The 23,343-nt window shown below is 65.0% G+C and carries 25 protein-coding genes; 11 read left to right on the forward strand and 14 right to left on the reverse strand.

Features of this window, described 5'->3' with window-relative positions:
• Positions 1 to 24 precede the first annotated feature (24 nt).
• Positions 25 to 873: an ATP phosphoribosyltransferase gene (gene hisG, locus SG26_RS08490; protein WP_014039135.1), complete on the reverse strand. Its 849-nt coding sequence runs from the start codon at positions 871 to 873 to the stop codon at positions 25 to 27.
• A gap of 66 nt (positions 874 to 939) precedes the next feature.
• The gene (locus SG26_RS08495) at positions 940 to 2,082 is read right to left on the reverse strand and encodes an MFS transporter (protein ID WP_050038260.1); all 1,143 of its coding nucleotides are present in this window, start codon (positions 2,080 to 2,082) and stop codon (positions 940 to 942) included.
• Between the two features lie 214 nt (positions 2,083 to 2,296).
• Here SG26_RS08495 and SG26_RS08500 point away from each other — a divergent pair, with 214 nt between their 5' ends.
• The 4 genes from SG26_RS08500 (at position 2,297) to SG26_RS08515 (ending at position 6,828) form a co-directional block, all read left to right on the forward strand.
• Positions 2,297 to 3,595 (forward strand): amidohydrolase, encoded by a 1,299-nt coding sequence (locus SG26_RS08500; protein WP_050037346.1) that lies wholly within the window; start codon positions 2,297 to 2,299, stop codon positions 3,593 to 3,595.
• A gap of 138 nt (positions 3,596 to 3,733) precedes the next feature.
• Positions 3,734 to 4,702, forward strand: a complete 969-nt coding sequence (locus tag SG26_RS08505; protein WP_050037347.1) for a hypothetical protein — start codon at positions 3,734 to 3,736, stop codon at positions 4,700 to 4,702.
• Between the two features lie 44 nt (positions 4,703 to 4,746).
• Positions 4,747 to 6,024, forward strand: coding sequence for an adenosylhomocysteinase (locus tag SG26_RS08510; RefSeq protein ID WP_050037348.1), 1,278 nt, complete (start codon positions 4,747 to 4,749; stop codon positions 6,022 to 6,024).
• Between the two features lie 348 nt (positions 6,025 to 6,372).
• Positions 6,373 to 6,828 (forward strand): DapH/DapD/GlmU-related protein, encoded by a 456-nt coding sequence (locus tag SG26_RS08515; protein ID WP_050037349.1) that lies wholly within the window; start codon positions 6,373 to 6,375, stop codon positions 6,826 to 6,828.
• Positions 6,829 to 6,931: 103 nt separating this feature from the next.
• On the opposite strand, the gene SG26_RS21565 is transcribed toward SG26_RS08515, so the two are convergent.
• Positions 6,932 to 7,084: a hypothetical protein gene (locus SG26_RS21565; RefSeq protein WP_008307040.1), complete on the reverse strand. Its 153-nt coding sequence runs from the start codon at positions 7,082 to 7,084 to the stop codon at positions 6,932 to 6,934.
• 291 nt (positions 7,085 to 7,375) lie between these two features.
• On the opposite strand from SG26_RS21565, the gene priL reads away from it, so the two are divergent.
• Positions 7,376 to 8,452 (forward strand): DNA primase regulatory subunit PriL, encoded by a 1,077-nt coding sequence (gene priL / locus SG26_RS08520; RefSeq protein WP_050037350.1) that lies wholly within the window; start codon positions 7,376 to 7,378, stop codon positions 8,450 to 8,452.
• Here priL and SG26_RS08525 read toward each other — a convergent pair.
• Entirely contained in the window at positions 8,449 to 8,658 is a 210-nt protein-coding gene (locus SG26_RS08525) for a hypothetical protein (protein WP_014039142.1), read from the reverse strand. The genes priL and SG26_RS08525 overlap by 4 nt on opposite strands.
• 129 nt (positions 8,659 to 8,787) lie before the next feature.
• Here SG26_RS08525 and SG26_RS08530 point away from each other — a divergent pair, with 129 nt between their 5' ends.
• Positions 8,788 to 9,435 (forward strand): SWIM zinc finger family protein, encoded by a 648-nt coding sequence (locus SG26_RS08530; protein WP_050037351.1) that lies wholly within the window; start codon positions 8,788 to 8,790, stop codon positions 9,433 to 9,435.
• Between the two features lie 18 nt (positions 9,436 to 9,453).
• On the opposite strand, the gene hjc is transcribed toward SG26_RS08530, so the two are convergent.
• On the reverse strand, positions 9,454 to 9,972 hold the full coding sequence (hjc, locus tag SG26_RS08535) for a Holliday junction resolvase Hjc (RefSeq protein ID WP_014039144.1): 519 nt from the start codon (positions 9,970 to 9,972) through the stop codon (positions 9,454 to 9,456).
• A gap of 192 nt (positions 9,973 to 10,164) precedes the next feature.
• Here hjc and SG26_RS08540 point away from each other — a divergent pair, with 192 nt between their 5' ends.
• Positions 10,165 to 11,115: a DUF4382 domain-containing protein gene (locus SG26_RS08540; RefSeq protein WP_175055149.1), complete on the forward strand. Its 951-nt coding sequence runs from the start codon at positions 10,165 to 10,167 to the stop codon at positions 11,113 to 11,115.
• Between the two features lie 13 nt (positions 11,116 to 11,128).
• Here the strand turns inward: SG26_RS08540 and SG26_RS08545 are convergent, their stop codons facing one another.
• From SG26_RS08545 to nirK, 4 genes are all read right to left on the reverse strand, one after another.
• Complete coding sequence (locus tag SG26_RS08545; protein ID WP_014039146.1) at positions 11,129 to 11,740, reverse strand: hypothetical protein; 612 nt, start codon at positions 11,738 to 11,740, stop codon at positions 11,129 to 11,131.
• A 36-nt stretch (positions 11,741 to 11,776) separates the two neighbouring features.
• Positions 11,777 to 12,673 carry an alpha/beta fold hydrolase gene (locus tag SG26_RS08550; RefSeq protein ID WP_050037352.1) on the reverse strand — a complete coding sequence of 299 codons (897 nt, stop codon included), beginning with the start codon at positions 12,671 to 12,673 and terminating at the stop codon, positions 11,777 to 11,779.
• A gap of 6 nt (positions 12,674 to 12,679) precedes the next feature.
• On the reverse strand, positions 12,680 to 13,423 hold the full coding sequence (locus SG26_RS08555) for a DNA polymerase sliding clamp (RefSeq protein WP_004516027.1): 744 nt from the start codon (positions 13,421 to 13,423) through the stop codon (positions 12,680 to 12,682).
• Between the two features lie 159 nt (positions 13,424 to 13,582).
• A complete protein-coding gene (nirK, locus tag SG26_RS08560) occupies positions 13,583 to 14,668 on the reverse strand; it encodes a copper-containing nitrite reductase (protein WP_050037353.1) in 1,086 nt (361 codons plus the stop codon).
• A 319-nt stretch (positions 14,669 to 14,987) separates the two neighbouring features.
• Between nirK and SG26_RS08570 the strand changes: the two genes are divergently transcribed.
• On the forward strand, positions 14,988 to 15,779 hold the full coding sequence (locus SG26_RS08570) for a 23S rRNA (uridine(2552)-2'-O)-methyltransferase (protein WP_008307020.1): 792 nt from the start codon (positions 14,988 to 14,990) through the stop codon (positions 15,777 to 15,779).
• An 18-nt stretch (positions 15,780 to 15,797) separates the two neighbouring features.
• Here the strand turns inward: SG26_RS08570 and SG26_RS08575 are convergent, their stop codons facing one another.
• Together SG26_RS08575 and SG26_RS08580 are read right to left on the reverse strand one after the other, a co-directional pair.
• Positions 15,798 to 16,496 carry a queuosine precursor transporter gene (locus tag SG26_RS08575; RefSeq protein ID WP_050037354.1) on the reverse strand — a complete coding sequence of 233 codons (699 nt, stop codon included), beginning with the start codon at positions 16,494 to 16,496 and terminating at the stop codon, positions 15,798 to 15,800.
• Positions 16,486 to 16,662 (reverse strand): ribbon-helix-helix domain-containing protein, encoded by a 177-nt coding sequence (locus SG26_RS08580; RefSeq protein WP_007187877.1) that lies wholly within the window; start codon positions 16,660 to 16,662, stop codon positions 16,486 to 16,488. Before SG26_RS08580 ends, SG26_RS08575 begins: the two co-directional genes overlap by 11 nt.
• Positions 16,663 to 16,783: 121 nt before the next feature.
• Between SG26_RS08580 and SG26_RS08585 the strand changes: the two genes are divergently transcribed.
• Positions 16,784 to 17,212: a hypothetical protein gene (locus SG26_RS08585; protein ID WP_050037355.1), complete on the forward strand. Its 429-nt coding sequence runs from the start codon at positions 16,784 to 16,786 to the stop codon at positions 17,210 to 17,212.
• A gap of 30 nt (positions 17,213 to 17,242) precedes the next feature.
• On the opposite strand, the gene SG26_RS08590 is transcribed toward SG26_RS08585, so the two are convergent.
• The gene (locus tag SG26_RS08590) at positions 17,243 to 19,438 is read right to left on the reverse strand and encodes a twin-arginine translocase subunit TatC (protein WP_050037356.1); all 2,196 of its coding nucleotides are present in this window, start codon (positions 19,436 to 19,438) and stop codon (positions 17,243 to 17,245) included.
• Positions 19,439 to 19,542: 104 nt separating this feature from the next.
• On the opposite strand from SG26_RS08590, the gene SG26_RS08595 reads away from it, so the two are divergent.
• Both SG26_RS08595 and SG26_RS08600 read left to right on the forward strand, forming a co-directional pair.
• Positions 19,543 to 21,159 (forward strand): twin-arginine translocase subunit TatC, encoded by a 1,617-nt coding sequence (locus tag SG26_RS08595; protein WP_050037357.1) that lies wholly within the window; start codon positions 19,543 to 19,545, stop codon positions 21,157 to 21,159.
• A gap of 1 nt (position 21,160) precedes the next feature.
• Entirely contained in the window at positions 21,161 to 21,790 is a 630-nt protein-coding gene (locus tag SG26_RS08600; RefSeq protein ID WP_050037358.1) for a histidine phosphatase family protein, read from the forward strand.
• Between the two features lie 116 nt (positions 21,791 to 21,906).
• On the opposite strand, the gene SG26_RS08605 is transcribed toward SG26_RS08600, so the two are convergent.
• Both SG26_RS08605 and larE read right to left on the reverse strand, forming a co-directional pair.
• Entirely contained in the window at positions 21,907 to 22,173 is a 267-nt protein-coding gene (locus SG26_RS08605; protein WP_050037359.1) for a hypothetical protein, read from the reverse strand.
• Positions 22,174 to 22,415: 242 nt separating this feature from the next.
• The gene (larE, locus tag SG26_RS08610; RefSeq protein ID WP_050037360.1) at positions 22,416 to 23,297 is read right to left on the reverse strand and encodes an ATP-dependent sacrificial sulfur transferase LarE; all 882 of its coding nucleotides are present in this window, start codon (positions 23,295 to 23,297) and stop codon (positions 22,416 to 22,418) included.
• Between the last annotated feature and the right edge of the window lie 46 nt (positions 23,298 to 23,343).

The following is a 23,343-nucleotide window of genomic DNA, read 5'->3' on the forward strand; positions in this document are numbered from 1 at the left end:
TGAGAAACAGCACGAGCAAAACGGCTATTCGACCAGCCGCTCTATCTCTGTCACCAGTATGTCACTTGCGCCCACGTCTTTGAGCGAGCTAATCGTCTCGAAGACGGCGCGCTCCTCGACGACGGCGTGAACGGCGAGCTGGTCGGAGCCGGCGATGTCCATCACCGTGGGGCCGCCCATGCCCGGAAGCACGTCTTCCACGTCGTCGAGGGCGTCCTCGGGGGCGTTCATCATCAGATAGCGTTTGTCTTCGGCGGCGAGGACGGAGCCGAGCGCGGTGTCGACCTGCTGGACCTTCTCGTCGTCAGCGGTGTCTTCGCGGGCGAACAGGCGGACAGAGCTTTCGAGGACTTCGTCGACGACGGCCAGCCGGTTCATCCGGAGCGTGGTCCCGGTCGAGGTGATGTCGACGATGCCGTCGGCGATGTCGACGTGGGGTGTCAGTTCCGTCGCGCCGGACACCTCGGTCACGTCCACGTCCACATCGACCCGGTCGAAGTACCGCCGGGTGATTTTGGGGAACTCCGTGGCGATGCGCCCCCCTTCGAAGTCGTACACGGTCTCGATGTCGCTGTCCTCCGGCGCGGCCAGAACGAGGCGACAGCGGCCGAAATCGAGGTCGCGGAGTTCGACGAGGTCGTCGGTGTCGGACTCCCGGACCTGGTCGAGGCCGGTGATACCCACGTCGGCAGCGCCGTCCGCGACGTACTCGGGGATGTCGGCGGCACGGGCGTACAGGACGGTCACGTCCGGGTCGACGGTGTCGGCGTGCAGTTGGCGGTCGGCCCCGTCGACCAGGTGGAGGCCGGCCCGTTCGAGCAGTTCCTCGCTTGGTTCGTGCAGGCGGCCCTTGTTGGGGACGGCGATTCGCATACGCCTACTGGCAGGCCGCGGGGCAACTGTCTTTCCCCTCAGACTGACCAGCTGCGGGCGGAGCCGTTACAGGCGGTCCCGGCGTGGGAGGACGATGAAGGTAGCCGCGGCCAGGAGCGTCAGACCGGCGAGACCGTAGAACGCGAGGGCAAACAGGTTCTGGTCGGCGAGCAGGCCGACAGCGGTCGAGCCCAGCGAACTAATCCCGAAAAAGCCGGTCCGGAGCAGGCCCCAGCCGGTGCCTTCGGCGGCGTCAGGCAGCGTGTCGACGATGTAGGCGTTTGCCAGTGGGCCGACGCTCATCCGAACCCCGATGAGGCCGGAGACGACGGCCAGCGGCACGACGCCGCGGACGGACGGAATGAGTACGAGCGGAACGGTACTGACGAGCGCGACAGCGGTCAGGACACTGGGCGTTCCGTATCGGTCGGCGAGCCGACCGGTGACTGTCTGTGAGAGTGCGCCACCGACGAACAGCACTGAGAGGAGCGCCCCAGCGGTTCCCTGTGAGAGGCCCCGGACCGTGACCAGATACGTGGTGAGGAATGCTGTCACGGCCTGAAAGGCGAACAACATCAGTGTCTTGCCCGAAACCGACAGCACGAGCCGGCGGTCCCGAAAGCCGACGAGGACCGTTCGGAGGTCCCGACGGAGGCTCCGTTCGGACTCGCTGGTCGGACGGTCCGACACCGAGAGCCAGAGCGCGCCGGCGACAAGCATGAACAGCGGGGCGGCGCTGGCAAGCGCCAGCCGCCAGCCGTACCGGGTCGTGACGAACGCGGCGACGGCGGGCAGTGCGGCCGCTCCGAGAGAGCCGGCGGCCATCACGACACCGAAGGCGGTCCCCTCGCGGGCGTCGAACGTCCGCGAGAGGGCGGTCCCGCGGGTGGGGCCGTACAGTCCCGTCCCGAGCCCGAACGCGCCCGTCGCGATGAGGAACAGCGAGAACACCGGCGCGAAAAAGTAGCCCAGCAGCCCGACGCCGGACAGCAACGCCGCGGCCACCAACAGCGTCCGCTCCCCGATCCGGTCGATCAGAACTCCGGCCGGAAACTGTACCGCCGCGTACGTGAGCCAGAGCACCGTGACCGCGAGCCCCGCCTGTGTGTTCGAGATGACGAACTCCTCGCGTATCGTCGGCAGAACCGCAGGCACGACGAAACGCATCCCGAGGACGAGGAACCAGCCGGCAGCGACGGCAAGCAGCATTCGGGCCGGGCTTCCGTGCCGCATCGCGCTGACCCGCTGTCGGATGCGCTCTGCCGTCGCCATGTTCTTGGCCTTCCGAACGCGCCGGAGGGGAAAGACCCCTACGGAACAGGCACCGTCTCGGCGGTCAGCCTGTTCCAGGGATATGGCAACACGCCACACAGCGGCGCTGTGGACCCTGCGAACTAAGACCCGCGGTTGCGAAGCCACCGCCATGAGTGAACTCCTCGTTACCGGCGGGCAGGTCCTCCGGCCGGACCTGACCGTCGAGCGTGCGGACGTACTGGTTTCACAGGACAGCGGCGAGATCGTGGCGGTCGACGAACCGGGCACACTGGACGGCGACGACGAACTCGACGCCAGCGACGGCCTGGTCATTCCCGGGCTGGTCAACGCCCACACCCACGTCGCCATGACGCTGCTGCGCGGCCTCGCGGACGACAAGCCCCTCGACGCCTGGCTGCAGGAGGACGTCTGGCCCGTCGAGGCGGAACTGACCGCCGAGGACATCCGCGCCGGGGCGGAACTCGGGCTGGTCGAGATGATCCGGTCGGGGACGACAGCACTATCGGACATGTACTTCGAGGTCGAGGAAATCGCGGACGCCGTCGACCAGGCCGGGATACGAGCAGTGCTGGGCTTTACTGCAGTCACCGTCGGTAAGGACGACGAGGCCGCACGGTCTGATCTGCAGGAGAGTCTCGACGTGGCTCGGAAACTCGACGGCGCGGCCGACGGCCGTATCCGGACGACGTTCCAGCCCCACTCCCTGACGACCGTCGGTGAGGAATACCTGCGCGAGTACGTCCCGAAGGCCCTCGACGATGACCGCTCGATTCACCTGCATGCCAACGAGACGCGCGACGAGGTGACACCCATCGTCGACGAGCACGACCAGCGCCCGCTCTCTTACGCTGACGACATCGGCCTGCTGGACGGCGACACCTACGTGGCCCACGGCGTCCACGTCGACGACAGCGAGATCGACCTGCTGGCCGAAACTGGTACCGGCGTCGCTCACTGTCCAGCCTCGAATATGAAACTCGCCAGCGGGATGGCTCCGGTACAGGACCTGCTGGACGCCGGCGTCACCGTCGGCATCGGAACCGACGGCGCGGCCTCAAACAACGACCTCGATATGTTCGACGAGATGCGCGACGCGGCGATGATAGGTAAACTCGCGGCCGACGACGCCAGCGCGGTCGACGCTGGCACTGTCGTCGAAATGGCGACGGAAAACGGCGCAAACCTGCTCGGCTTCGACAGCGGCCGTCTCGAAGCCGGCGCGAACGCGGACCTGGCCGTCATCGACCTCGACGCTCCCCACCTGACGCCGGCCCACGACCTCGTCTCGCACCTGGCCTACGCCGTCCACGGGAGCGACGTTCGCCACACGGTCTGTGACGGCGAAGTGCTCATGCGCGACCGCACGGTCGAGGTGTTCGACGAGCAGGCCGTCCGCGAACGAGCGAGCGACCACGCGTCCGCGCTGGTCGAACGAGCCGGTGACTGAGTGAGCGGAATAAACGCTGAGAACGGGTTTTAAACGGTATAACTATATTTCAGGCGGTGTTGTCGATGCTGCGAACGGCGTGAACGAGTTGAACGGGAGGGGGTGTTTATCGCGCTCTCGGCGAACGTATTGGCTACGATGCGCACCAAACTCTTCGCACTGTACGCCGCTGTCGGACTGGCCCTGCTGGCCGTCGGTCCGGGTCTGGCGGCCGCTGCGGACTCAGCCGGTAACACCGACGCAGGGAACACCCTCGCTGTCGGTGTCTCACAGGCTGACGACGGCAGCGCGACGGTATCGGCCACACAGAACGAGACGGCCGTCGAAAACGCCTCAGTTGCCGTGGAGACGGCTGACAACACCTCCTACGCTGGGACCGGAAACTACACGACCGACAGCAACGGGACGGTTGGACTGCCCGCCCCCGAGCAGAACGTGACGGTCGACGTGACGGCGACGGCCGACAATCACACCGCGACGACGACGGCGGACCTGTCCGTCGCGCCGACGAACGCCACCAACGTCACCGAATTCGACACCTTCGGACTCGAAGTGTCGGCCTACGTGAGCGACCTGTTGAGCGACGAGAACCGGACCGGCGGCATCGGCCCGGCCGTCGCCAGCTTCGTGACGGCGAACAACCCCGGCAACGCGCCGGACCACGCCGGCCCGCCCGCACACGTCACCGGTGCAAACGAGTCCGACGACAACGAGACCCACCCCAGCGAACGACAGGGTCCGCCGGCCGACATCTTCGGTGACGACGAGAACGGGACCGAAAACGAGACCGACGACCGACGCGGCCCGCCCGAGGACGCCGGACCGCCCGAGGACCGCGGCCCGGACAGCGATGACGACGAGAACGAAACCGAGGACGACCGGCGCGGCCCCCCGGAAGACGCTGGGCCGCCCGAGGATCGTGATGACGACGCGGAGAACGAAACCGAAGACGACGAGAACGAAACCGAAGCACCGGACGACGAGACTGAGGAGTCAGACGACGCTGACGAGGACGACGATGACGGCGGCAACGGCAACAACGGCAACAACGGCGGCAATGGTGGCCCACCGGACGACGCCGGCCCGCCGGACGAGCGCGGTAACTGAGCGGCTTCGGTAGCGTTTTAGGAACTCTCTCCGTCTGTCGTGACATGACGACGCCTATCTCCGAGCGACTTGACGACCTCGACGAGGCTCGCGATTCCGGCCGCCGAAAGATGGACTGGGCCATCCAGCATATGCCCATCTGCGGCGCGCTTCGCGAGCAGTTCGAGGCCGACCAGCCCTTCGACGGCGAGCGAATCGGCATGGCGATGCACGTCGAAGCCAAGACCGCCGTCCTCGCGGAAATCCTCGCAATCGGTGGCGCGGAAGTCGCCATCACCGGCTGTAACCCGCTCTCGACGCACGACGACGTGAGTGCCGCACTCGACGCCGTCGACGGCATCACTTCCTACGCCGAGCGCGGCGTCGACGACGAGGAGTACTACGAGGCTATCGAGGCTGTCATCGGCCACAAGCCGACCATCACCGTCGACGACGGAATGGACCTCGTCGCGGCCATCCACGAGGACTATCCGGAACTCATCGACACCATCATCGGTGGGGCAGAGGAGACGACGACCGGCGTCCACCGACTGCGCGCGATGGACGATGACGGCGAACTCGACTATCCTGTGTTCGCTGTCAACGACACGCCGATGAAGCGCCTGTTCGACAACGTCCACGGCACCGGCGAATCCTCGCTGGCCTCGATTGCGATGACGACGAATCTCTCGTGGGCCGGCAAGACCGTCGTCGTCTCCGGATACGGTGACTGCGGCAAAGGTGTCGCAAAGAAAGCCAGCGGTCAGAACGCCGACGTGATTGTGACCGAGGTCGAGCCCCGCCGTGCGCTCGAAGCCCACATGGAGGGCTACGACGTGAAGCCGATGGCCGAGGCCGCCGCCGAGGGCGACGTGTTCATCACGACCACCGGCAACCGCGATGTCATCGTTGAGGAGCACTTCGAGGCGATGCAGGACGGCGTCCTGCTCGCCAACGCCGGCCACTTCGACGTAGAGGTCGACCTCGACGCGCTGTCGGACCTCGCCGCCGACACCTACGAGGCCCGCGACGGCGTCCGGACCTACGAGATGGCCGACGGCCGCCGCCTGAACGTGCTGGCCGAGGGCCGGCTGGTCAATCTCGCGACGCCGATTGCGCTGGGCCATCCCGTCGAGGTGATGGACCAGAGCTTCGGCGTGCAGGCCGTCTGTGTCCGCGAACTGGTCGAGAACGGCGACGACTACGAGGCCGGTGTCCACGCCGTCCCGGACCGACTCGACAAGGAAGTCGCGGAGATCAAGCTCGACGCTGAGGGTGTCGACTTCGACTCGCTGACTGACACCCAGGCCGAGTATATGGATTCCTGGCAGCACGGGACGTAGGGCGGCCGACTGAAAGGAGGCCGCCGGAACGCGCAGCGGGGAACGCAGTGACCCGCGAGACGTAGGGCGGTCTGAGCGGAGTGAAGACCGTCTTTCAGTCGAGCGGCGGAGCCGTGAGACATAGCGAGACCGACCAGCGGGAGGCCTCGAATACCCGTGCGGGGAGGGACGACCCGCGAGGGCTTCGGGCGCTCCGAACGAAGCGAAGACCGCCTTTCAGTCGAGCGGCGGCACCCCTCCCAGAGCGCCGACCACTGGCGACTTTTTTCGAGCCGCGCTACGACTCCCATATCCAGTTCCGACACTGGCCGCCGCCACGATGATTACGGTCGGCGCTGACATCCGCATATGCCTGTCCACGAGACCGCCCAGGTCGAGAACGCGACGCTGGGCAACGTCGAGATTCGGGAATACGTGACAATCCACGACGCCGACATCGGCGACGGCGTCCAGATTTACGAAGGGGCATCAATCAAGAAGGCGACCATCCATGGACCGACCGATATCAACGCGAACGCCTACGTCGAGAACGCGACGCTTGGCGAGTCCGTCCAGGTCGGGCCCAACGCCTCCATCGTCGGCGTAACCCACGACCTCACCGACGCGGGCATGGAGTTTCAGAACGACACGTTCGACGAGATAGTCATCGAGAACGGGGCTTTTGTCGGCGCTGGCGCGGTGGTCCTTCCGGGCGTCACGGTCGGCGAAAACGCTGTCGTCGGTGCCGGAACCACCGTCACCGAAGACGTCCCAGCCGAGACCGTGGTCCGGAACGCCACGGAGACGGTACAGCGTTCCCTCTGAACGTCTCCAGAACACCGGTCCCCATCTCCCGGCGGACCGTCCCGGGAGACGGACAGCAAAACCGCTCGCTCCGCTGGTGTCGCCGATAGACCGTCGACTAGCCCTACTCGGTTACGTCGACGAAGACCGTCGACTGAATCCACGCAGACGGGTTTTCGGGGTCGCCGATGTGGGCGACCGTGTCCACGCCGACGTCGTACTCTTCGAATGTCGCTCTGATGCTCTCTTGTGAATCGGTATCGTGCTCGTGCGTCATCGATGTGCTCCGTGTCTCGTCTGGCAGTTCCCTCGTCGGGGATGACTGCACTGGTCCGGTTCCCCGACCGAACCGTGTGCAGTCGCCGACCCGCGTCCTTACCACATCTTATCACTGGAGAGTGGCGGGGATCCGCTTGTCTACTAGCTGTATTCACCCGCCGCCGGCCTGGGACTATATGTATAGCCTCGCGATATCGCCGCACTGACTCTCGAACCGGCTGTCGGGAATCCGACACCGACCGTCCCGGTGACGGCAATTTTATTCGCTCCCATCCGAAAGGTGGTGGCAATGGAACCGCTCCACGCACGCTACCCGTTTCTGGCGCGGTCGCGGGAGGCCGTCGAAGCCGCGGCGGTGGACTTGGGCGAAATCGTCGCCACGGACGAGACGGTCACGGCGCGCGCGCTGGAGCGGGTCGAATCGGCAATCACGGACGGCACTGTCGGGGAGCCACACCGGCGGACCCGCGTCGAACTGCTGTCGTACCCGGTCGCCCGCGTGCTGGTGTCACTCGTCGACGTGCACATCTGCACCCGGAAGTACGCACAGGCTGAGGCCGAGGCGGCCTACGACCGGTTCACCGAGGAGTTCGCGACGACGACGGAGCTGAAATCGACCCAGCGGGAGACGCTGGACCGCACGGAACTCCTCGCGGAGTTCGACCTCGCAAGTGCCGTCAGCGACACTGGTGACGGGTACCGCGTCGAGGTCGGCGCGTATCTCGACCTGGCGGCCGACCAGCGGGGCGATTCCTGGCGGCTGGTCAATCGGCCACTGGCCGACGGCGAGGTCAGGGTCACCGCCGAGGAACTGAACGTCCTCCTGAAACAGGCCATCCGCCATCGGGTCACTGACGGCCTGCCGTTCACCGTCCCCGACGCTATCGCCGATGAGCTAACAGAGGAAGTCGACCGCTTAGAGGAAGTGCTCTCGGAACTGGAACTCACCCGCGAAATCGACACCGTTGTCCCGGAACTGTTCCCGCCCTGCATGAAGTCCCTCCTCGACCGGGTGCAGAAGGGCGAACATCTCGAACACCACTCCCGGTTTGCTATCGCGACTTTCCTCATCGGTATCGGGATGACGACGGACGAAATCGTCGACCTGTTCCAGGTCAACCCCGGCTTCGGCGAGGAGGCGACCCGGTATCAGGTCGACCACATCCGCGGGGAGACCAGCCCGACGGAGTACTCGACGCCGGCGTGTTCGACCATGCAGTCCTACGGCGACTGTGTCAACATGGACGACCTCTGTGAGACGATTTCCCACCCGATGGGCTACTACGAGCAGAAGATAGACGACACCGACGAGGAGGAACTGGTCGACTGGCGCGAGGACGAGGGCGACGAAGAGGCCGACGCCTAGAACTGCTGGCGTTCGAGCCAGAGGCCGGCAGCGGTCATAAACACGACGAAGAGGCCGATTGCGCCGATGAGCGCGTAGCCGCCCGTCGCCTCTACGGTTGACCCGTCCAGATACATCTGTGAGGCGGTGATAGTTGCGCCGACGAACAGCACGACGGCGACCGCCGAGATGACGATTTGCAGGAGCGTCTCCCGCTCGATATCCATGCTCTGCGGTTTCACAGGGCCGGCAAAAAGGGTATCGAAGCGCCGGAGCCCGCTGGCCGAGCCATTTAGGACCGTGTAGCACCTACGTTTCAACTGGACGCATTGGAAAATACAGCCGCGTCCGCACCTATGACGCTTATCGAGCCTTCCGCTGACCGGCACAGTACCGCACTTGCACCGGACCTCCGTTCCCTCCCGGACCGGGCAGCCCGCGCCTGGACCGAGCGCATGGCCGTGCGCCCGCGAGCGGGCAGTACGTACGCTGTGACGACGGAGAGCGAAAGCACGTACCTCGTCGACGTCGCACAGCACTCCTGTACCTGTCCCGACAACCGCATCCGCGGCGAGCACTGCAAACACCTCCGGCGCGTCGCCATCGAAATCACTGCCAAGCGGATCGCGCCGCCCGGGAAGGAACGGGCGACCTGTGACGCCTGTGGTACCGTCACCTTCGTCGCCGCGGACGCACAGGCGCCGCATCTCTGTGGGCACTGCCGACTGGAGACCGGCGACATCGTGCGGGACCGCGAGACGGGCGACAGACTCGTCGTGACGGCTGTCACCGACACGCCAGCCGACGACTGGACCATCGAGGCGACGGGCGAGACAGTCGCCGACTACGACACCAACGATGGCTACCCATCCGACGACCTCGTTGTGCTGGTGACGTATCTCTCGGACGCTGTCCGCGCGACCGACCCGCGAGAGTACGCCTTTCCCCTGTCGCGGCTCCGCCGCGTCGAGGACGCCGAACTCATCGGCAGTGAGACCCAGTAATCGAACGCCTGCGAACCGCTACTCCAGCATCGCCGCAGCTTCTTCCTTGTCGAGGTCGCCGCGCTCGAAGGCCGACAGCACGTCCAGCACGCTCTGGTCGGGGCCGTCGTCGCCCACCTCGTCCAGCGTGACCTTCTCGGAGTTACCCACGAACTCGTCGAAGTCAGTCCCGTCGGAGAGGGCCTTCTCCTTCTTGACGCGGTAGTTGCCGCCGTCGGTCGTGTGGAGGTCCGCCGGGTGGAAGAAGTACCAGTCCTCGCGGTCGAACCGGACGCCGATACGCGGCTTCGCGCCGAAGTTCCGGGCGAAAAACAGTAGCGCCTCGACCTCCTCGCCGGTGAGATAGATGGGGTCGCCGGCGCTGGATTTCGCCTCGATAGCGTAGAACGTCTCGCCGTCGCCCGAGAGCACGTCCGGCAGTTCCCGCTCGGTCGCGCTGCCGCTGGCCGGCGCGCGCATCACCGCAAAGCCCGCCTCGTCGAGTGCGTTGACCAGTTCGCGCTCGCGGCGGTCGCCCTTCGCGTTCGAGTTTGCCATTATCAGGACGTGGAGCGACGGGGGTAAAACCGTTCAGATACGGCCAGACCGTTCATTCCGTTCAAAGGGCCGTACATCGATTTGACCTATCGCGGGGCATATACGCACCAGTCCCATCCCACGTCATGGAATGATTTCGTTCGCAACAGCAGAGACAGTAATGATAGCGGCGCAGAACGGGGAGCGACGCCAATGAGACGACGACGATTCATCGCCACGGGCGCGGGCGTCGGGGTCGGTCTCCTCGCCGGCTGTTCCGGGTCGAGCGACTCCGGCGGGTCTGACGGGACCAGCGGTGACGGAACCAGTGACGGCGGCTCCACCGACGAGGACGCGATGACGGACGACGGCGGAACCGTTGGGACGTTCCGGCTGCTGATCAGCGACCAGCCCGCGGCTATCGGCGACTTCGACTCGCTCGACGTGTCCTTTTCACGGGCCCGCATCTTCCATGCAGGCGGGGAGGATACAGGGAGTGAGACCGAAGCCACGGAGCCGGCCGGGGCAACCGAGACGAACGAAACTGCCACGACGGAGGCGACAGAGACAAACGAGACTGCAACGGCCGAACCGACCGAGACGGCGGAGATGGACGACGTAGACCAGCCGGAGGACGAAGCCGACGAAGATGAGACGGAAGACGAGGAGGGCGACGACAACAACGGCTTCGTCGTCCGCGACCTCGACGGCGCGACCGTCGACCTCACCGAGGTCGTCGGCGACAAGGCCATCGGCGTCCTCGACGGCGAACTCGAAGCGGGCCGCTACAGCAAGATCGAACTGTACGCCGAATCCGTCGACGGGGTCGTCGACGGGGCGTCGGTCGACGTGAAGATCCCGAGCGAGAAGCTCCAGCTCACCAAGCCGTTCGAAGTCGTCGCCGGCGAATCGGTCGACTTCGTCTTCGACATCAACGTCGTCAAGAAGGGCAACGGCGGCTACAACCTCCTACCGGTCATCTCGGAGAGCGGCGTCGCTGGCAAGGACGTTGAGGTGGAGGAAGTCGGCGAAGGTACAGATGCCGACGACAATGACGATGACGACGAGGAGACCGAAGTCGAGACGACGGAAACCGAGGAAACGGATCGCGACTCGATGACGGAGTCGGACCAGCGCGGCAACGAAACGACGGCCGCCGAGTAACGCTCAGCTACGCTTAGTCTTCGATTCGGGACTCCAGTTCCTGAATGACCTCGTCGGTCGTCCCGCCGTCGCCGCGAACCGCCTGCGTGTAGCGTTTGTATTCTTTGGGAGACACCTGGACAGTCTTGGTCTCGCCTTTGTGCGAAATTTCCAGTTTCACGGTGCCGTGTGGGTTGTTCCGTCGCCGGAAGCTCGCCATCGCCGTGAAGACGAACCAGAACGCCACGCACGTCCCGATGAAGTACGCCATCGTCGTTTCGAACGCCAGCGTCTGTCCGCCCACCGTCCAGTTGTAGGGATATGCTACCTGAAACAGCCCGACGCCGACCAGACAGAGGAATGCGCCGACGGTGACACCGCTCTGTTCCCGGCGGCTCGAGGGGAGCACGGCGACGACACTCAGGAACATTGCGGGGATTCCCAGCCCACCCAGCGTCCCGCCGAGTTTCTCGGCGGCGTGGGGTGCAGTTGCGCCGACGACTGCCGACAGCGGCGTCGTCACCAGAAGTATCGCCACGACCACCGCCAGCGCGCCGACGAACCCCAGGGTCGCACCGGCAACGACGCGGCGGGGATCGCGTCCCTCCCAGCGCCGGTCGTTGTACGCGTCCCCGAGATTCTCCATACCGGCCCGTTGGCACCCGACCCACAAAACGGTACGTCAGACGCGTGTGCGACGCTGTACGGCGGCCAGCGCGCCGTCGCCAGCAGCTGTCAACGTACCGAGATGGTCGCTGTCGACGAGGTCGAGCGAGGCGTCCGGAAGCCGCTGGGCGAGGGCTTTCGCCGTCGACGGGGCGACGTTGGCGTCGTTTCGTCCCTGAAACACAGTAACCGGCACTGAAATGTCTTCGAGGGCAAACGGCCATGGCTGTGAGAGGAGTCGCTGCTCGCGGATGATCCCGCTTGGACCGCGTGCCATCGACGTGAGCATATCCGCACGGACGACCCGAGCCACCTCGTCGGCTGCCAGGGCGTCTGTTTCCGGTGTCTCCTCGGCAACGAACCCGACAGCGTAGGACGGATCCCGGCGGAGGGCGAACCATCGTTGCAGCCGGAAGAGTCGCCCGAGCGCCCACGGAGCGTGTCGGGACAGCGACCCCACGAACTGCTGGACGCGCCCCGTCGAACCGATTGACGGTGGGCCGCTGCTGCCCAGGAGCGCGATTCGCTCTATCTCGGGCAGTCGGTGACAGGCCAGCGCGAACGCGCCGCCGCCGGAGAAGCCGACGGCACCAGCCGCGTCGACATCGAGATGGGACAGGAGGTTCGCGGCGTCGTCCGGCCAGTCCTCGAACGTAACAGCTGCGTCTTCGGAGTTCCCGATGCCCGGCCGGTCCGGAGCGATGAGGTTGATGCCGCGTTCGCGAGCCGGCGCGGCGAGCAGCCGTGCGGCGACGTGTGATCCGGGGGTACCGTGACAGAAAAGGACCGGATAGCCGTCGGCGTCGCCGTAGGTGGCGTAGGCCAGCCGCCGACCGTCAGGGAGCGAGAGCGACTCGGTCTCGGAATCGTTCGGCAGCCAGTCGGTGGCCGGAATCGGCGGCGCGGACCCCATCCGTCGTTATTCGCTCTGGATGCGCGGTGCGAGCATGTACGTGACTCGGCCCTGCCCCTCGGCGAAGCTGAAGTGCATCTTGACCGGGAACTCCTCGCCGAGTTCCATCTCGACCTCGGCGTCCTTCGGGATGGCCTTGTTCATGTTCTTCAGGTAATCCAGCGAGAACAGCGAGTGGGCGTCCCCGGGAGTGAGGTCGATGAGGTCGTCGCGGGTGAGTTCGAGGTGGACGTCGTCGGTGTCGCCCTCGGCGTCGACGTAGAACAGTTCCTCTGTCGCGTCGACGCCCAGCGCGATGTGGTCGCTGACCATGTCCGCGGCGGTGACCGACCGGTCGATGTCCTTCCCCTCGATGACGATGTTCGCCGAGAGGTCCAGGTCCGGGAGGTCGGGCTCCTGACGGATGGAGTCGGGGTCGATAAGGGCGAGGGTGTATTCCAGGCCGTCGATAGAGATGTGGAGCTTCCGTGTCTCTTCGTCCAGATCGAGGTGGACGAGCTGGCCGGCGTCGGCCATACCGGCGATGTCTTCGAGGCGGGAGAGGTTGACGCCGATGAGCCCACCATCAGTCTCGTAGGACTCGAACGCCGCCGCGTCGAGTCGCAGGTCGACCATTCCAACGTTTGCCGGGTCGACTGCCCGGATTTCCAGCCCGTCTTCTTCGAGGTGGATCTTGCACTCGTCCACCAGCACGCTCACAGAGTCGAGAGTCGCCTGGAGCGTGTCTGCGCTCACGATGGCGTTGAACATCTTGAACCGGACTATGCCCCCATCCATTAAAAAGTCCCTCATTGAAACCGCGTGCGCGCGAGCGACCGCGGACGGGCCAGCGGTTACGAGCGACACCGGTTATCGAGTAATCGGGCCGAACGCGAAGCGGCAGTGCGGAGCGTTACTCCGGCGAAGCGGTCAGACCTCCGGTTCGAACACGTCGGGGTTTGCCGCCCCTTCACGGTTGATGACAGCCATCATGCCCTTGCGGGCGACCCGGGAGAGCGCGTGGTCGACCAGTTTGATGGGTCCAGGCACCTCGGCGTGGAGGTTCGCGATGGCACAGGACCCCGGCTTGACCGGCGTGGTCTGGACGTACTTGTTCGGCGGCCCAGCGATAGAGCCCTGCTGCCAGACCTCGTCCCAGACGGAGCCGATGGGGTGGAAACTGGAGTCGAGGTTCGGACCGCCGGTCACGAAGTACACCCGGGCTGTCTCACCCACCTGCATGCTGGGCGCGCCGTGAACGTCCGGCGTGATTGCGTACTTCTCGCCGTTCATCAGGACGTACGTCGGCTCTTCGGCCGCCATCGCCTCCATGTCGAAGTCGTGGTGCCCCTTCTCGCCGGTGTCGCCGGTGGTGTACAGTTCGTGCTGGCCGAAGTAGAACTCGTGGTCCACTTCGGGCAGCCCCTCTTTCGGCTCAACGAGTATCATCCCGAACATCCCCGAGGAGATGTGCATATCGAGGTTCGGGACGGCGCAGTGGTAGATGAACGCGCCGGGGTAGGTGGCCTTGAACCGGAACGTCTTGGTCTGGCCCGGCGTGACCATCGACGCCTCAGCACCGCCACCGGGGCCGCGGACCGCGTGGAGGTCGATGTTGTGGGGCATCGAGTTCCCCTCCTCGTTCGTGATGGTGAGTTCGACGGTGTCGCCACGGCGGACTCGGATCATCGGGCCGGGAATCTGGTCGCCGAAGGTCATGTACGTGTAGGTGACGCCCGGCTCAATCTCTGCGACCTGCTCTTTGCTGGTCATCTCGACCGACACGGTCTTTGGCTCCGACCGGTCGATTGGGTCCGGGATTGCGGTCGGGTCCGCGGCAATACGGTCGACGTCAGTCTGTTGTGCGGCGTTCATAGCTGGCTCCTGTGGGGTCGTCTTCGCCTCGGTCGGTTGCTCTTTTGCGCCCGGTGCGCTGGCACAGCCCGCAAGCGCGGCCGTGCCGACGCCCAGGGCTTCTAACACCCGCCTCCGCGTCGCCGTCGGAATGGTTGACATTGGGAGGTCACTTCCTACAGATAGGACTCAGCGCGTGACCTGTATATATGGGGACGGCAAATCTCAGCCGCTGAGACGCGTTCTTGCGCGGTAAGAATGGCTCTGAACGTGTTCGGCTTGATGGTAAAGCACGTAGTCACGTCCTTGGCGCTTGCCCTGATTGTCGGTGCGGCAATCGACTGGCGACTGTCGTGCCGTGGCTCGGCCGGAAACTTCGAGTCGGCATCCATTTCAGCGCTGACCGCCTTCCCACTACTATGACTGCGATTTCGCCGCATTTCGGCGCTCAAAACGTGTCACAGCGCGGTGTGTGGTAACCATGTCGGGCAAAGACGACTACTACAACAGAGCGAAGCAGGAGGGGTACCGCGCGCGGTCGGCCTACAAGCTCCAGCAGCTAGACGACACGGCCGGCTTGCTGGGCGAGGGGCGGACCGTCGTCGACCTCGGGGCTGCCCCCGGCGGCTGGATGCAGGTCGCGGCCGAGCGCATCGGCGAGCGCGGGACGCTGGTCGGCGTCGACCGCCAGACCATCGACGAGCTGGAGGACCCCGAACCGACCGTCGAGTACGTCCGCGGCGACATGACCGAGGACAGTACGAAAGACGAGATCCGCGAGATCGTTGGCGAGGGAGACGGCAGCGGCGGCCCGGTCGACGTGGTCATCTCAGACATGGCCCCGAACATGACTGGCCAGTACGACCTCGACCACGCCCGGTCGGTCCACCTGGTCCGGCAGGCCTTCGAGGTCGCGACGGACCTGCTCGACGCGGGCGGGGACTTCTGTGCGAAGGTGTTCGACGGACAGGACCTCGACGACCTCATCGCCGATATCGAACCGGAGTTCGAGTACGTCCGTGAGGTCCGCCCCGACGCCTCCCGTGACTCCTCCTCGGAGCTGTATCTGGTTGCGAAACACCGCCTGACCGGGCCGGTCCGCGAGGGCGACATCGTGGAGGTCACCATCGACGACATCGGCGAGGAGGGCGACGGTATCGCTAAAGTCGAGAACTTCACTGTGTTCGTCAGCGGCGTCGAAGCGGGTGAGACCGTCGAGGTCCGCATCGACGACGTGAAGCCCCGGTACGCGTTCGCCGAACCGGTCGAGTGAGCCGCTGGCAGTCGTTTTTCAGTCGGCCCGTGCCGGGGTCGGTGCGACGTCGTTCCGCCGAGCGAAGCCGACGACGGCGTAGACAAAGGGCGTGTCGAGGACGGCGATAGCGAGCTTCAGCAAGTACTGGCCGACGATGAGCGCCAGCGCTTCGGCCGGCGGGACGCCCTGAAACAGGATGAAGCCGACGCCGACGAAGATGACCGTATCCAGTAGCTGGCTCGTGGCTGTCGAGCCGATGTTACGGAGCCAGAGTTTCTCGCCGTCCGTTCGGTCCCGAAGCCAGTGGAAGACGAACACGTCCCAGTTCTGGCTCACGACGTAGGCCGACAGGCTGGCGACGACGATGGCCGTGCTGGCCCCGAGCACGTTCCGGAACGCCGCGAGATCCACCGGCTGGGCCGCCTGCGGGAGCCCGGGGGCGAAGATGGTACTCCAGACCAGCGCCAGCAGGACGAAGTTCATCGCGAAGCCGACGTTGACGACGATCGTCGCGGCCCGCCGGCCGTACAGTTCGGCGTAGCAGTCGGAGGCGAAGAACGTCAGCGCGTACGCCAGCGCGGCCCCGGGCAGGACGAGCGTCGACCCGGCGAGCGGGAGCGAGAACGGCAGCGAGAACGCGAGCAGCTTCGAGGCGGTCACCTGTGAAGTGACCAGTGCTGTCACGAACAGCGCGACGAGGCCGACGCGCACCGCCTCCGACCGCTCACTGGTCATCGTCGAGTCGTCCCTGCCGTTCATCGATGTCGTCGAGCATATCGAGAGTCTTCCGAACCGAGGCGCGGATTGCTTCGCTTCGGTTGACGAACTTCCCGTCTTCGCCGACGTGCTTGTCGATGTCGTCCAGCAGTTCGGCCGGGACTTCGACGCTTATCTTGGGCATATCTGAAGAATATATCAAGAGTATCTTATGGGCTGTGGTTTGACGACCGGCGGTGAATAGACGGCGTGCGCTGAGACAGCTCTCCGATAGCTTTTTATTCTGCATTTATTTACAGAAAAATATGAGGAAGTTGAAGCGACGCACAGTACTCGGCAGCGTCCCGCTGATGGTCGGACTAGCGGGCTGCAGTAATGAGAACAGTGCTGAAGAAGACGACACCGCGACCGAACGTAACAGTTCGACGGACACTCGTCCGACGACAGCGGATTCGACTCCTGTCAGTGAAAACACTATCCGCATGGGCGTCGATGATGAAAACCACGTCGCGCCAGACAGAATCACTATTCAGTCCGGAGCGGGCGTCCACTTTCAGGCAGTTTCCGGAAACCACGAAATCTACTGCACTCACGACAGGCCGGACGGGGGCAAAGCCTGGAGCTTCAGTCTAGAGGAAGGGGAGTCTCGGGGGATTGTCATCGAGGTCACGGGCCGTTACGAGTATCACTGTGCGTTCCACGACCGGAACGGCGGCACAATAATCGTCGAATAACGGTCGACGTGTCGCCGCTACGAACAGCTATCAGTCAGCCGGTTCGCTGCGGCGGTTCGTCGTCCGCCGGCCGCCGAGCGTGTACACCCAGAGGATGCCGAGGCCGAGCATGTACGAAAGCGCCGTCGGAATGCCGACGATGAACATCGTGAAGATGCCGCTGGGCGAGAGAATCGCCGAGAGGGCGACGATGGCGATGACGACCTCCCGCCAGCGCTCGTACATCAGGTGGAACGGGATAATCCCGCCCTTGTGGAACAGGAACATCGTCACCGGGATCTCCGCCAGCAGGCCGATCCCGATGGTGAGGAAGAACACGAGCCAGCCGAACTTGCTCACCCGGTAGGCGATGACCATGTTCGAGTTCAGCTGGTCGTAGGCGATCCAGGAGATGGTCATCGGGGCCACGTAGAGGAAGCCGAGCAGGCTCCCGCCGATGAGCGCGGCGAACAGCGTCCCGCCCCAGATGCCCAGGATGTTGCGGTTGCCGATGACGAGGCCGCGCTCGCGCATCGCCGGCCACGCGAAGTACAGCACAACGGGGATGACAGAGACGGCCCCGAGTATCGTCGAGAACTTGACGATGAACACCAGGTGCTCGACGGGGTGGAGCGTGACGATGCTCACGTCGGCGGCCATCTCCGGCGGGAGCCGGCTGACGAACGTCCGCTGTATCGACCCGATGCCGCCCTGATAGAGGAACAGGAACGCGGCGGCGAGCACTGCCCCGAAGATGCCCAGAATCACGAACGCCCGGGAGGCCAGCGCGCTGAGGATGAACTGAATGTCGTAGTAGTAGCCGCCGATTTCGTCTTCCGTAGTCTCGTCCTCGGTGAAGGCATCGACCATGCCAGCGGTCGTCGACGTGAACACGCCCGCTTCTTCCTCGTCCGCTTCGGCGGTCCCGTCGGCACCATCGCCCTCGCCCTCCGGCTCTGGGTCGTCCTGGTGGGCCATGTCCCAGCGGTCGAGGACGGCCTGAGCTTTCTCCTTGTTGTCGTCCGCAAGAGCGCTGTCGGCGTGAGCAAGCGCCTCGTCCTCGGTCATCTCCTCGAACACTTCCGGCGGAGCAACCTCGACGGCCGAGGCGTTGAGTTCGTCGATGTCGATAGCCGTCGGGTCACCGACCTGACCGGGACCGGCCTTCTCCGAGAGGGCGGTCAGGACGTGGTAGTAGAGGACGACGACAGCACCGATGACACCGAACACGGCAGCGAGAAGCAGTGCCGTGCTCTCGACGGGGAGTCCGAACAGCGCCGGCGGCTGGATGTCGCCGGTGAGCCGGTCGGAGGGGAACACCTCGGCGAACTGCTGGATGTACTGGAATGCTGGCGTCGCCAGGACATAGTACACCACGCCGCCGCCCAACACTGCACCGCCGAGAATCGTGTTCCAGTGCCCGCGAGCGACGGCGCTGGTACTGACGAGGTCACCGGAACGCCTGACCAGCATCGCGAGCTTCGCCAGCGCGAGGCTGATGCCGTAGAGACCACACAGCGGCGCGGCCCACATAATCTGGGTGAAGGGGTCCGGCGGCGAGAACAGCGCGCCGAAGGCGAAAATCCCCATTACCGCGTAGCGCCACTTGTCCCGGAACGTCTCGTAGGGGATGATCTCGGTGTAGGAGAGCACCGTCATCACGAGGGGCAACTGGGCGGCGAGTCCGAAGGAGACGGCCAGCAGGAAGACGAACTGGAACCACTTGACGATGGAGTACTGTGGCGTGAAGCCGGCCTTGAACGCGTCCCCGGCGAGGAAGTTGAACATCAGCGGGAAGAACAGTTCGTAGGCGTAAGCCACGCCGCCGAAAAACAGACCTAAGCTGATCGTGACGAACAGCGCACCCTTCCAGGTCGGGATGTGCTCGGCCGGCCACCAGCCGCGCTGGCGGAGTCCGTCGCGGCCGAAGTAGATCAACAGCGGCAACGACATGAGAATCCCGATGACGGCCCCGATTTTCACCTGGAGGAGGATGACGTCGAAGGGCGTGACCGCGACGATGCTCGTGGCCTCCTGCGTGGTGAGGTCCATCTGCGAGTACAGGAGATCGGCGCGTAGCGTGTCCCAGACGCCGTACTGCAGTCCCATGATCGTGCCGATCATCCCGATGACGAAGACGATGAACACCTTCTGGAGGTGCACCTGCGCCGAGCGGAGCATCGCGCCGAGCGTCGCGCGCCCGCTCTGGACCGTCTGGACGGTGTCCTCGTCGATAGCACTCGCCATCTTCTCTGTGCCTAGCCCAGTGGGCGTTATCAATTTATTCATCCCGGTGACGGTCACTGCTCGAAAAGAAAGTTTACAACACCCACCGTCTAAGCCCGGAACAGATGGAGGACGGTGACGAAGACGACGAGCGGCGCGGGTCCGAAGAGCCGCCACTGCCGTCCGACGACGAGTCCGACGAGTCGTCGATCCCCACCGACCCCGTGGCCGAGGCCGATGCCGATCGGGAGACGGACGAAGTAACGAGCCCCGGTCCCGCGCCGGCCGGCGGCAATGAGGATACCGTTGGCTCTCACGCCACGCCGACTGAATCCGAATCCAGCGCCGGGCTGTTTGACCGGGACGCATCGGACATTGCCGCCGCTGTCCCGGCAGATGTCCCGACCGACTGGGGCAAGTCGACGCCGTCACCGGCTGGTGGCAGTGCCACACCGACCCACGGCGGCGGGAACGCACCCACCTACGACCCAGATGAGGACATCGTCGACGAGGGCGCGCCCGACGACGAGGAGATGCCCCTCGCCGACCACGTCGAGGAGATGGCGATGCGGCTGTTCGTCGTCGTCGGCGTGATGGCCGTCGTCGCCGTCATCGCCCTGCCGTACTCCGACGAACTCATCAATTTCCTGTGGTACTCCTTCCTCGATGGCCCAGCAAGCCAATGCGGTCAGGTCGCGACGAATGCCGATGGCAGTGTCGTCGAAGGGGCGGACTGTCCGAACGTGTACAACCCGCTCGCGCTGATTCTGGCGCGGCTGAAAGTGTCCTCGCTAGTCGGCTTCATCGCCGCCTTGCCGGTGTTCGTCTACCAGACGTACCTGTTCATGCGGCCGGGACTGTACCCCCGCGAGCGTCGCTACTACCTCGCCGCAGTGCCGACGAGCCTCGTCCTCGCAGCCGTCGGCGTCGGCTTCGCGTACTTCGCCGTGCTGCGGGCGATGTTCGACTACTTCATCACCTACTCCGACCGCGCGGCCGACCTGGCCTTCGGCCTGAGCGAGACGTTCAACCTCATCATCCTGATGCTCGGGCTGTTCGCGCTCATCTTCCAGATCCCGCTGTTCGTGATGCTTGCGGTGATGATGGGCGTGACGACGCGCCAGTGGCTCCAGGACCGGCGGCTGTACTTCTGGGGTGGCTTCGCCGCCGTGGCGTTCCTGTTCAGCCCGGACCCGACCGGGATGGCCCCGCTCATGGTCGCCGTGACGATGATCGGCCTGTTCGAGGGGACCCTGCTGCTCCTCCGGTGGACCGGCAGCACGTCGCCGGTGCCGACGGCCGACGACCTCGCCGCTCGCCGTCCCGCCGCGTGGCTGGTCTTCGGTATCGCCGGCTACCTGCTCAGCCCCGCGCCGGTCCCGACGGGCTACTACGAGCGGCTTCCGGCCACCGTCACCGAGACGCTGGCGACCGTCGGCCTCGGGAACGCCACGCCGATGCTCGTCGGCGGCGGGATGATCGTCCTGTTCGAGGCGCTGGCGTACCTGAACAAGAACTACTACGGTTCGGTCAGACTCTGGCGCGGGTTCCGGGCCGCCCGCCTGCCGGTGTGGGCCGTCGCCATCGTCGTCGGCTACCTCGGCAGCCCGGACCCGACGCTGTTCCGCCTCGTGAACCAGTTCAGTCTCCCGCGAAACGCCGCCATCGCCGTCGCCGCCGGCCTCGTCCTCCTGTACGAGGGGACTATCGCCGTCGCGCGCTGGCGAAACCGGGGTGAATAAGATGGGAACCCTACTTGTCGCCCGGCACGGCGAGACGACGTGGAACCGCGACGGGCGCATCCAGGGATGGGCGCCGAGTCGGCTGACCGACCAGGGACAGGAGCAGGCCACGGCGCTCGGGGCGTGGCTCGATGAGCGCTACGGCGTCGACCGCGTCTTCGCGTCGGACCTCCGACGCACCCGCGAGACGGCCGCCGCAGCCAACGACGGCTACGGTGGCCTGCCCGACCCTGAGTTCGAGACTGACTGGCGTGAGCGCGGCTTCGGAACCATGCAGGGCCTGTACGCGGAGGAACTGCTCGATGAGTTTCCCGGCCACGACCGGGACGCGAGCGTCATCTCACTCGATGCGGCCCCGGAAGGCGGCGAGGGCATCCCGACCTTCCGCGGACGGGTCGAGTCGGTCTGGGACCGGGCAATCGCGACGACCGACGCCGGTGAAACCACGCTGGTGGTCACCCACGGCGGCGTCATCAAGGTCCTGTTGGCGAAACTCACGGATATAGACCCGGACGCGGCGCTGGCCGAGGACTCACAGCTGAACTGCGCCGTCAACGAGATTCGGCTCGACGGTGACGAGCCGGAACTGGTCGGCGAGGAACTGACCGGCTGGCAGGCGCTGCTTGACTGACTGCGTGGTGTCGCCGTTTCTCGATGCTATCCCGACCAGAAGTATCATTCTGTGCTCCCACCGGTGACCACTGCAAGTACCAGCGACTGCGGATGGTCGACGCGCCGTGGCTCTGATTATCTTATTAACAGAAGATAGAGGGCAACGAGTGTCAGTACTACTGCCCCGATAGCACTGTCAACGGCCGGTGTCACCGTAACGAACCGTCCCGGAACGAGTTTCGAGAGCACGTACGCAATAACAATCAATAGTGGTGCAATACGCTCCAACTTGTACTCGGATTCCGCGTCTTCGGTCGATTGTGCGAGAACCCACGGGATAGCGAGCAACGAGCCGACACCGAGTACGAGAAGCGCCGAATCAATGAGGAGGGCGAGTTCCATGTGGTAGCGTGGTATACCTGCGGTGTTTGGGTAGCTGGCCGCACGGATGGCCGAAACTGGTTCCGAATCGATTCCAGACCTGCCGCGGTCTGCTGCCGTCTGAGATACTCACCTCGACGGCATCCCAGTACTTGTGTGTTATCGTACACTCCCAATCACAATGAAAGTGCCACTCTACGTGCCTGATCGTCTCGCGGAGCAACGATGGCTGACTGACGTACTCGTCAGAGAAGATAGCGTCGTCAGTCGACGGACGGGTAGTCGGCGTCGAACACGTTGCTGACCACGTCTTCGGTCTCTTCTTCGGCTGATTCTTCCGTTTCTGGGCTCACACTTCCTGTCTCGTAGCCGTGGAGATCCAGCGTTACGTGGTCGAAGCCACAGTCCTCGATGTGGTCGCGGGCGGTGCGAACGAAGTCGGGATCAAGTGCGGTTTCGAGTTCTTCCTCGCCGACTTCGATGCGGGCGAGGCCGTCGTGGTCGCGTACGCGGAACTGCTCGAAGCCCCACGTTCGCAGGAGGCGCTCGGCCTTCTCGACGCGGGAGAGGCGTTCCTCCGTGACTTCGAGCCCAGTCGGAATCCGCGATGAGAGACACGCCATCGAGGGCTTGTCGGCTACGGAGAGGTCGTACTCGCGGGCGATTTCGCGGACTTCGGACTTCTCGATGTCGTGTTCCAGCAGCGGGGAGTAGGCGTCCAGTTCTTCGACGGCGCGCAGGCCGGGGCGGTGGCCCTCGCCCACGTCGGAGGCGTTCGTCCCGTCACACACCACGTCGATGCCGAGTTCGCGGGCGCGGTCGTACATCGCGCCCAGGCGCATCGACCGGCAGTGGTAACACCGCATGTCGTCGTTCTGGATGAACTCGTCGCTGTCGAGTTCGGAGAACTCCACGATTTCGTGACGGATACCGATCTCCTCCGCGACGCGCGTGGCGTCCGTCAGTTCGGCAGCGGGGAGCGTCTCGGACTTGGCGGTACAGGCGATAGCGTCGTCGCCGAGGGCGTCGTGAGCCAGTGCGGCGACGACACTCGAATCGACACCACCGGAGAAGGCGATCAGCACGCCGTCTCGCGATTCGAGGTCTTCGCGGGCGGCCGCTAGCTTCTCCGAAACAGCAGACATGGGATTCCTTTCTCGGTGGAGCGCAAAAACGCCTTCGCGTTCGGTG

The organism is Haloarcula sp. CBA1115, from assembly GCF_000827835.1.
GTDB lineage: Archaea > Halobacteriota > Halobacteria > Halobacteriales > Haloarculaceae > Haloarcula > Haloarcula hispanica.

Bases quoted from the DNA above. Each gene is read 5' to 3' on its own strand.
- SG26_RS08495 (WP_050038260.1), bottom strand. From the start codon at position 2,082: ATGCTGCTTGCCGTCGCTGCCGGCTGGTTCCTCGTCCTCGGGATGCGT.
- SG26_RS08550 (WP_050037352.1), bottom strand. From the start codon at position 12,673: ATGGGGTCCGCGCCGCCGATTCCGGCCACCGACTGGCTGCCGAACGAT.
- SG26_RS08590 (WP_050037356.1), bottom strand. From the start codon at position 19,438: ATGGCGAGTGCTATCGACGAGGACACCGTCCAGACGGTCCAGAGCGGG.
- SG26_RS08530 (WP_050037351.1), top strand. From the start codon at position 8,788: ATGACGCTTATCGAGCCTTCCGCTGACCGGCACAGTACCGCACTTGCA.
- SG26_RS08580 (WP_007187877.1), bottom strand. From the start codon at position 16,662: ATGCCCAAGATAAGCGTCGAAGTCCCGGCCGAACTGCTGGACGACATC.
- SG26_RS21565 (WP_008307040.1), bottom strand. From the start codon at position 7,084: ATGACGCACGAGCACGATACCGATTCACAAGAGAGCATCAGAGCGACA.
- SG26_RS08525 (WP_014039142.1), bottom strand. From the start codon at position 8,658: ATGGATATCGAGCGGGAGACGCTCCTGCAAATCGTCATCTCGGCGGTC.
- SG26_RS08515 (WP_050037349.1), top strand. From the start codon at position 6,373: ATGCCTGTCCACGAGACCGCCCAGGTCGAGAACGCGACGCTGGGCAAC.
- SG26_RS08555 (WP_004516027.1), bottom strand. From the start codon at position 13,423: ATGTTCAACGCCATCGTGAGCGCAGACACGCTCCAGGCGACTCTCGAC.
- hjc (WP_014039144.1), bottom strand. From the start codon at position 9,972: ATGGCAAACTCGAACGCGAAGGGCGACCGCCGCGAGCGCGAACTGGTC.
- larE (WP_050037360.1), bottom strand. From the start codon at position 23,297: ATGTCTGCTGTTTCGGAGAAGCTAGCGGCCGCCCGCGAAGACCTCGAA.
- SG26_RS08540 (WP_175055149.1), top strand. From the start codon at position 10,165: ATGAGACGACGACGATTCATCGCCACGGGCGCGGGCGTCGGGGTCGGT.
- SG26_RS08605 (WP_050037359.1), bottom strand. From the start codon at position 22,173: ATGGAACTCGCCCTCCTCATTGATTCGGCGCTTCTCGTACTCGGTGTC.
- SG26_RS08545 (WP_014039146.1), bottom strand. From the start codon at position 11,740: ATGGAGAATCTCGGGGACGCGTACAACGACCGGCGCTGGGAGGGACGC.
- hisG (WP_014039135.1), bottom strand. From the start codon at position 873: ATGCGAATCGCCGTCCCCAACAAGGGCCGCCTGCACGAACCAAGCGAG.
- nirK (WP_050037353.1), bottom strand. From the start codon at position 14,668: ATGTCAACCATTCCGACGGCGACGCGGAGGCGGGTGTTAGAAGCCCTG.
- SG26_RS08585 (WP_050037355.1), top strand. From the start codon at position 16,784: ATGAGGAAGTTGAAGCGACGCACAGTACTCGGCAGCGTCCCGCTGATG.
- SG26_RS08500 (WP_050037346.1), top strand. From the start codon at position 2,297: ATGAGTGAACTCCTCGTTACCGGCGGGCAGGTCCTCCGGCCGGACCTG.
- SG26_RS08575 (WP_050037354.1), bottom strand. From the start codon at position 16,496: ATGACCAGTGAGCGGTCGGAGGCGGTGCGCGTCGGCCTCGTCGCGCTG.
- SG26_RS08595 (WP_050037357.1), top strand. From the start codon at position 19,543: ATGGAGGACGGTGACGAAGACGACGAGCGGCGCGGGTCCGAAGAGCCG.
- SG26_RS08505 (WP_050037347.1), top strand. From the start codon at position 3,734: ATGCGCACCAAACTCTTCGCACTGTACGCCGCTGTCGGACTGGCCCTG.
- priL (WP_050037350.1), top strand. From the start codon at position 7,376: ATGGAACCGCTCCACGCACGCTACCCGTTTCTGGCGCGGTCGCGGGAG.
- SG26_RS08570 (WP_008307020.1), top strand. From the start codon at position 14,988: ATGTCGGGCAAAGACGACTACTACAACAGAGCGAAGCAGGAGGGGTAC.
- SG26_RS08600 (WP_050037358.1), top strand. From the start codon at position 21,161: ATGGGAACCCTACTTGTCGCCCGGCACGGCGAGACGACGTGGAACCGC.
- SG26_RS08510 (WP_050037348.1), top strand. From the start codon at position 4,747: ATGACGACGCCTATCTCCGAGCGACTTGACGACCTCGACGAGGCTCGC.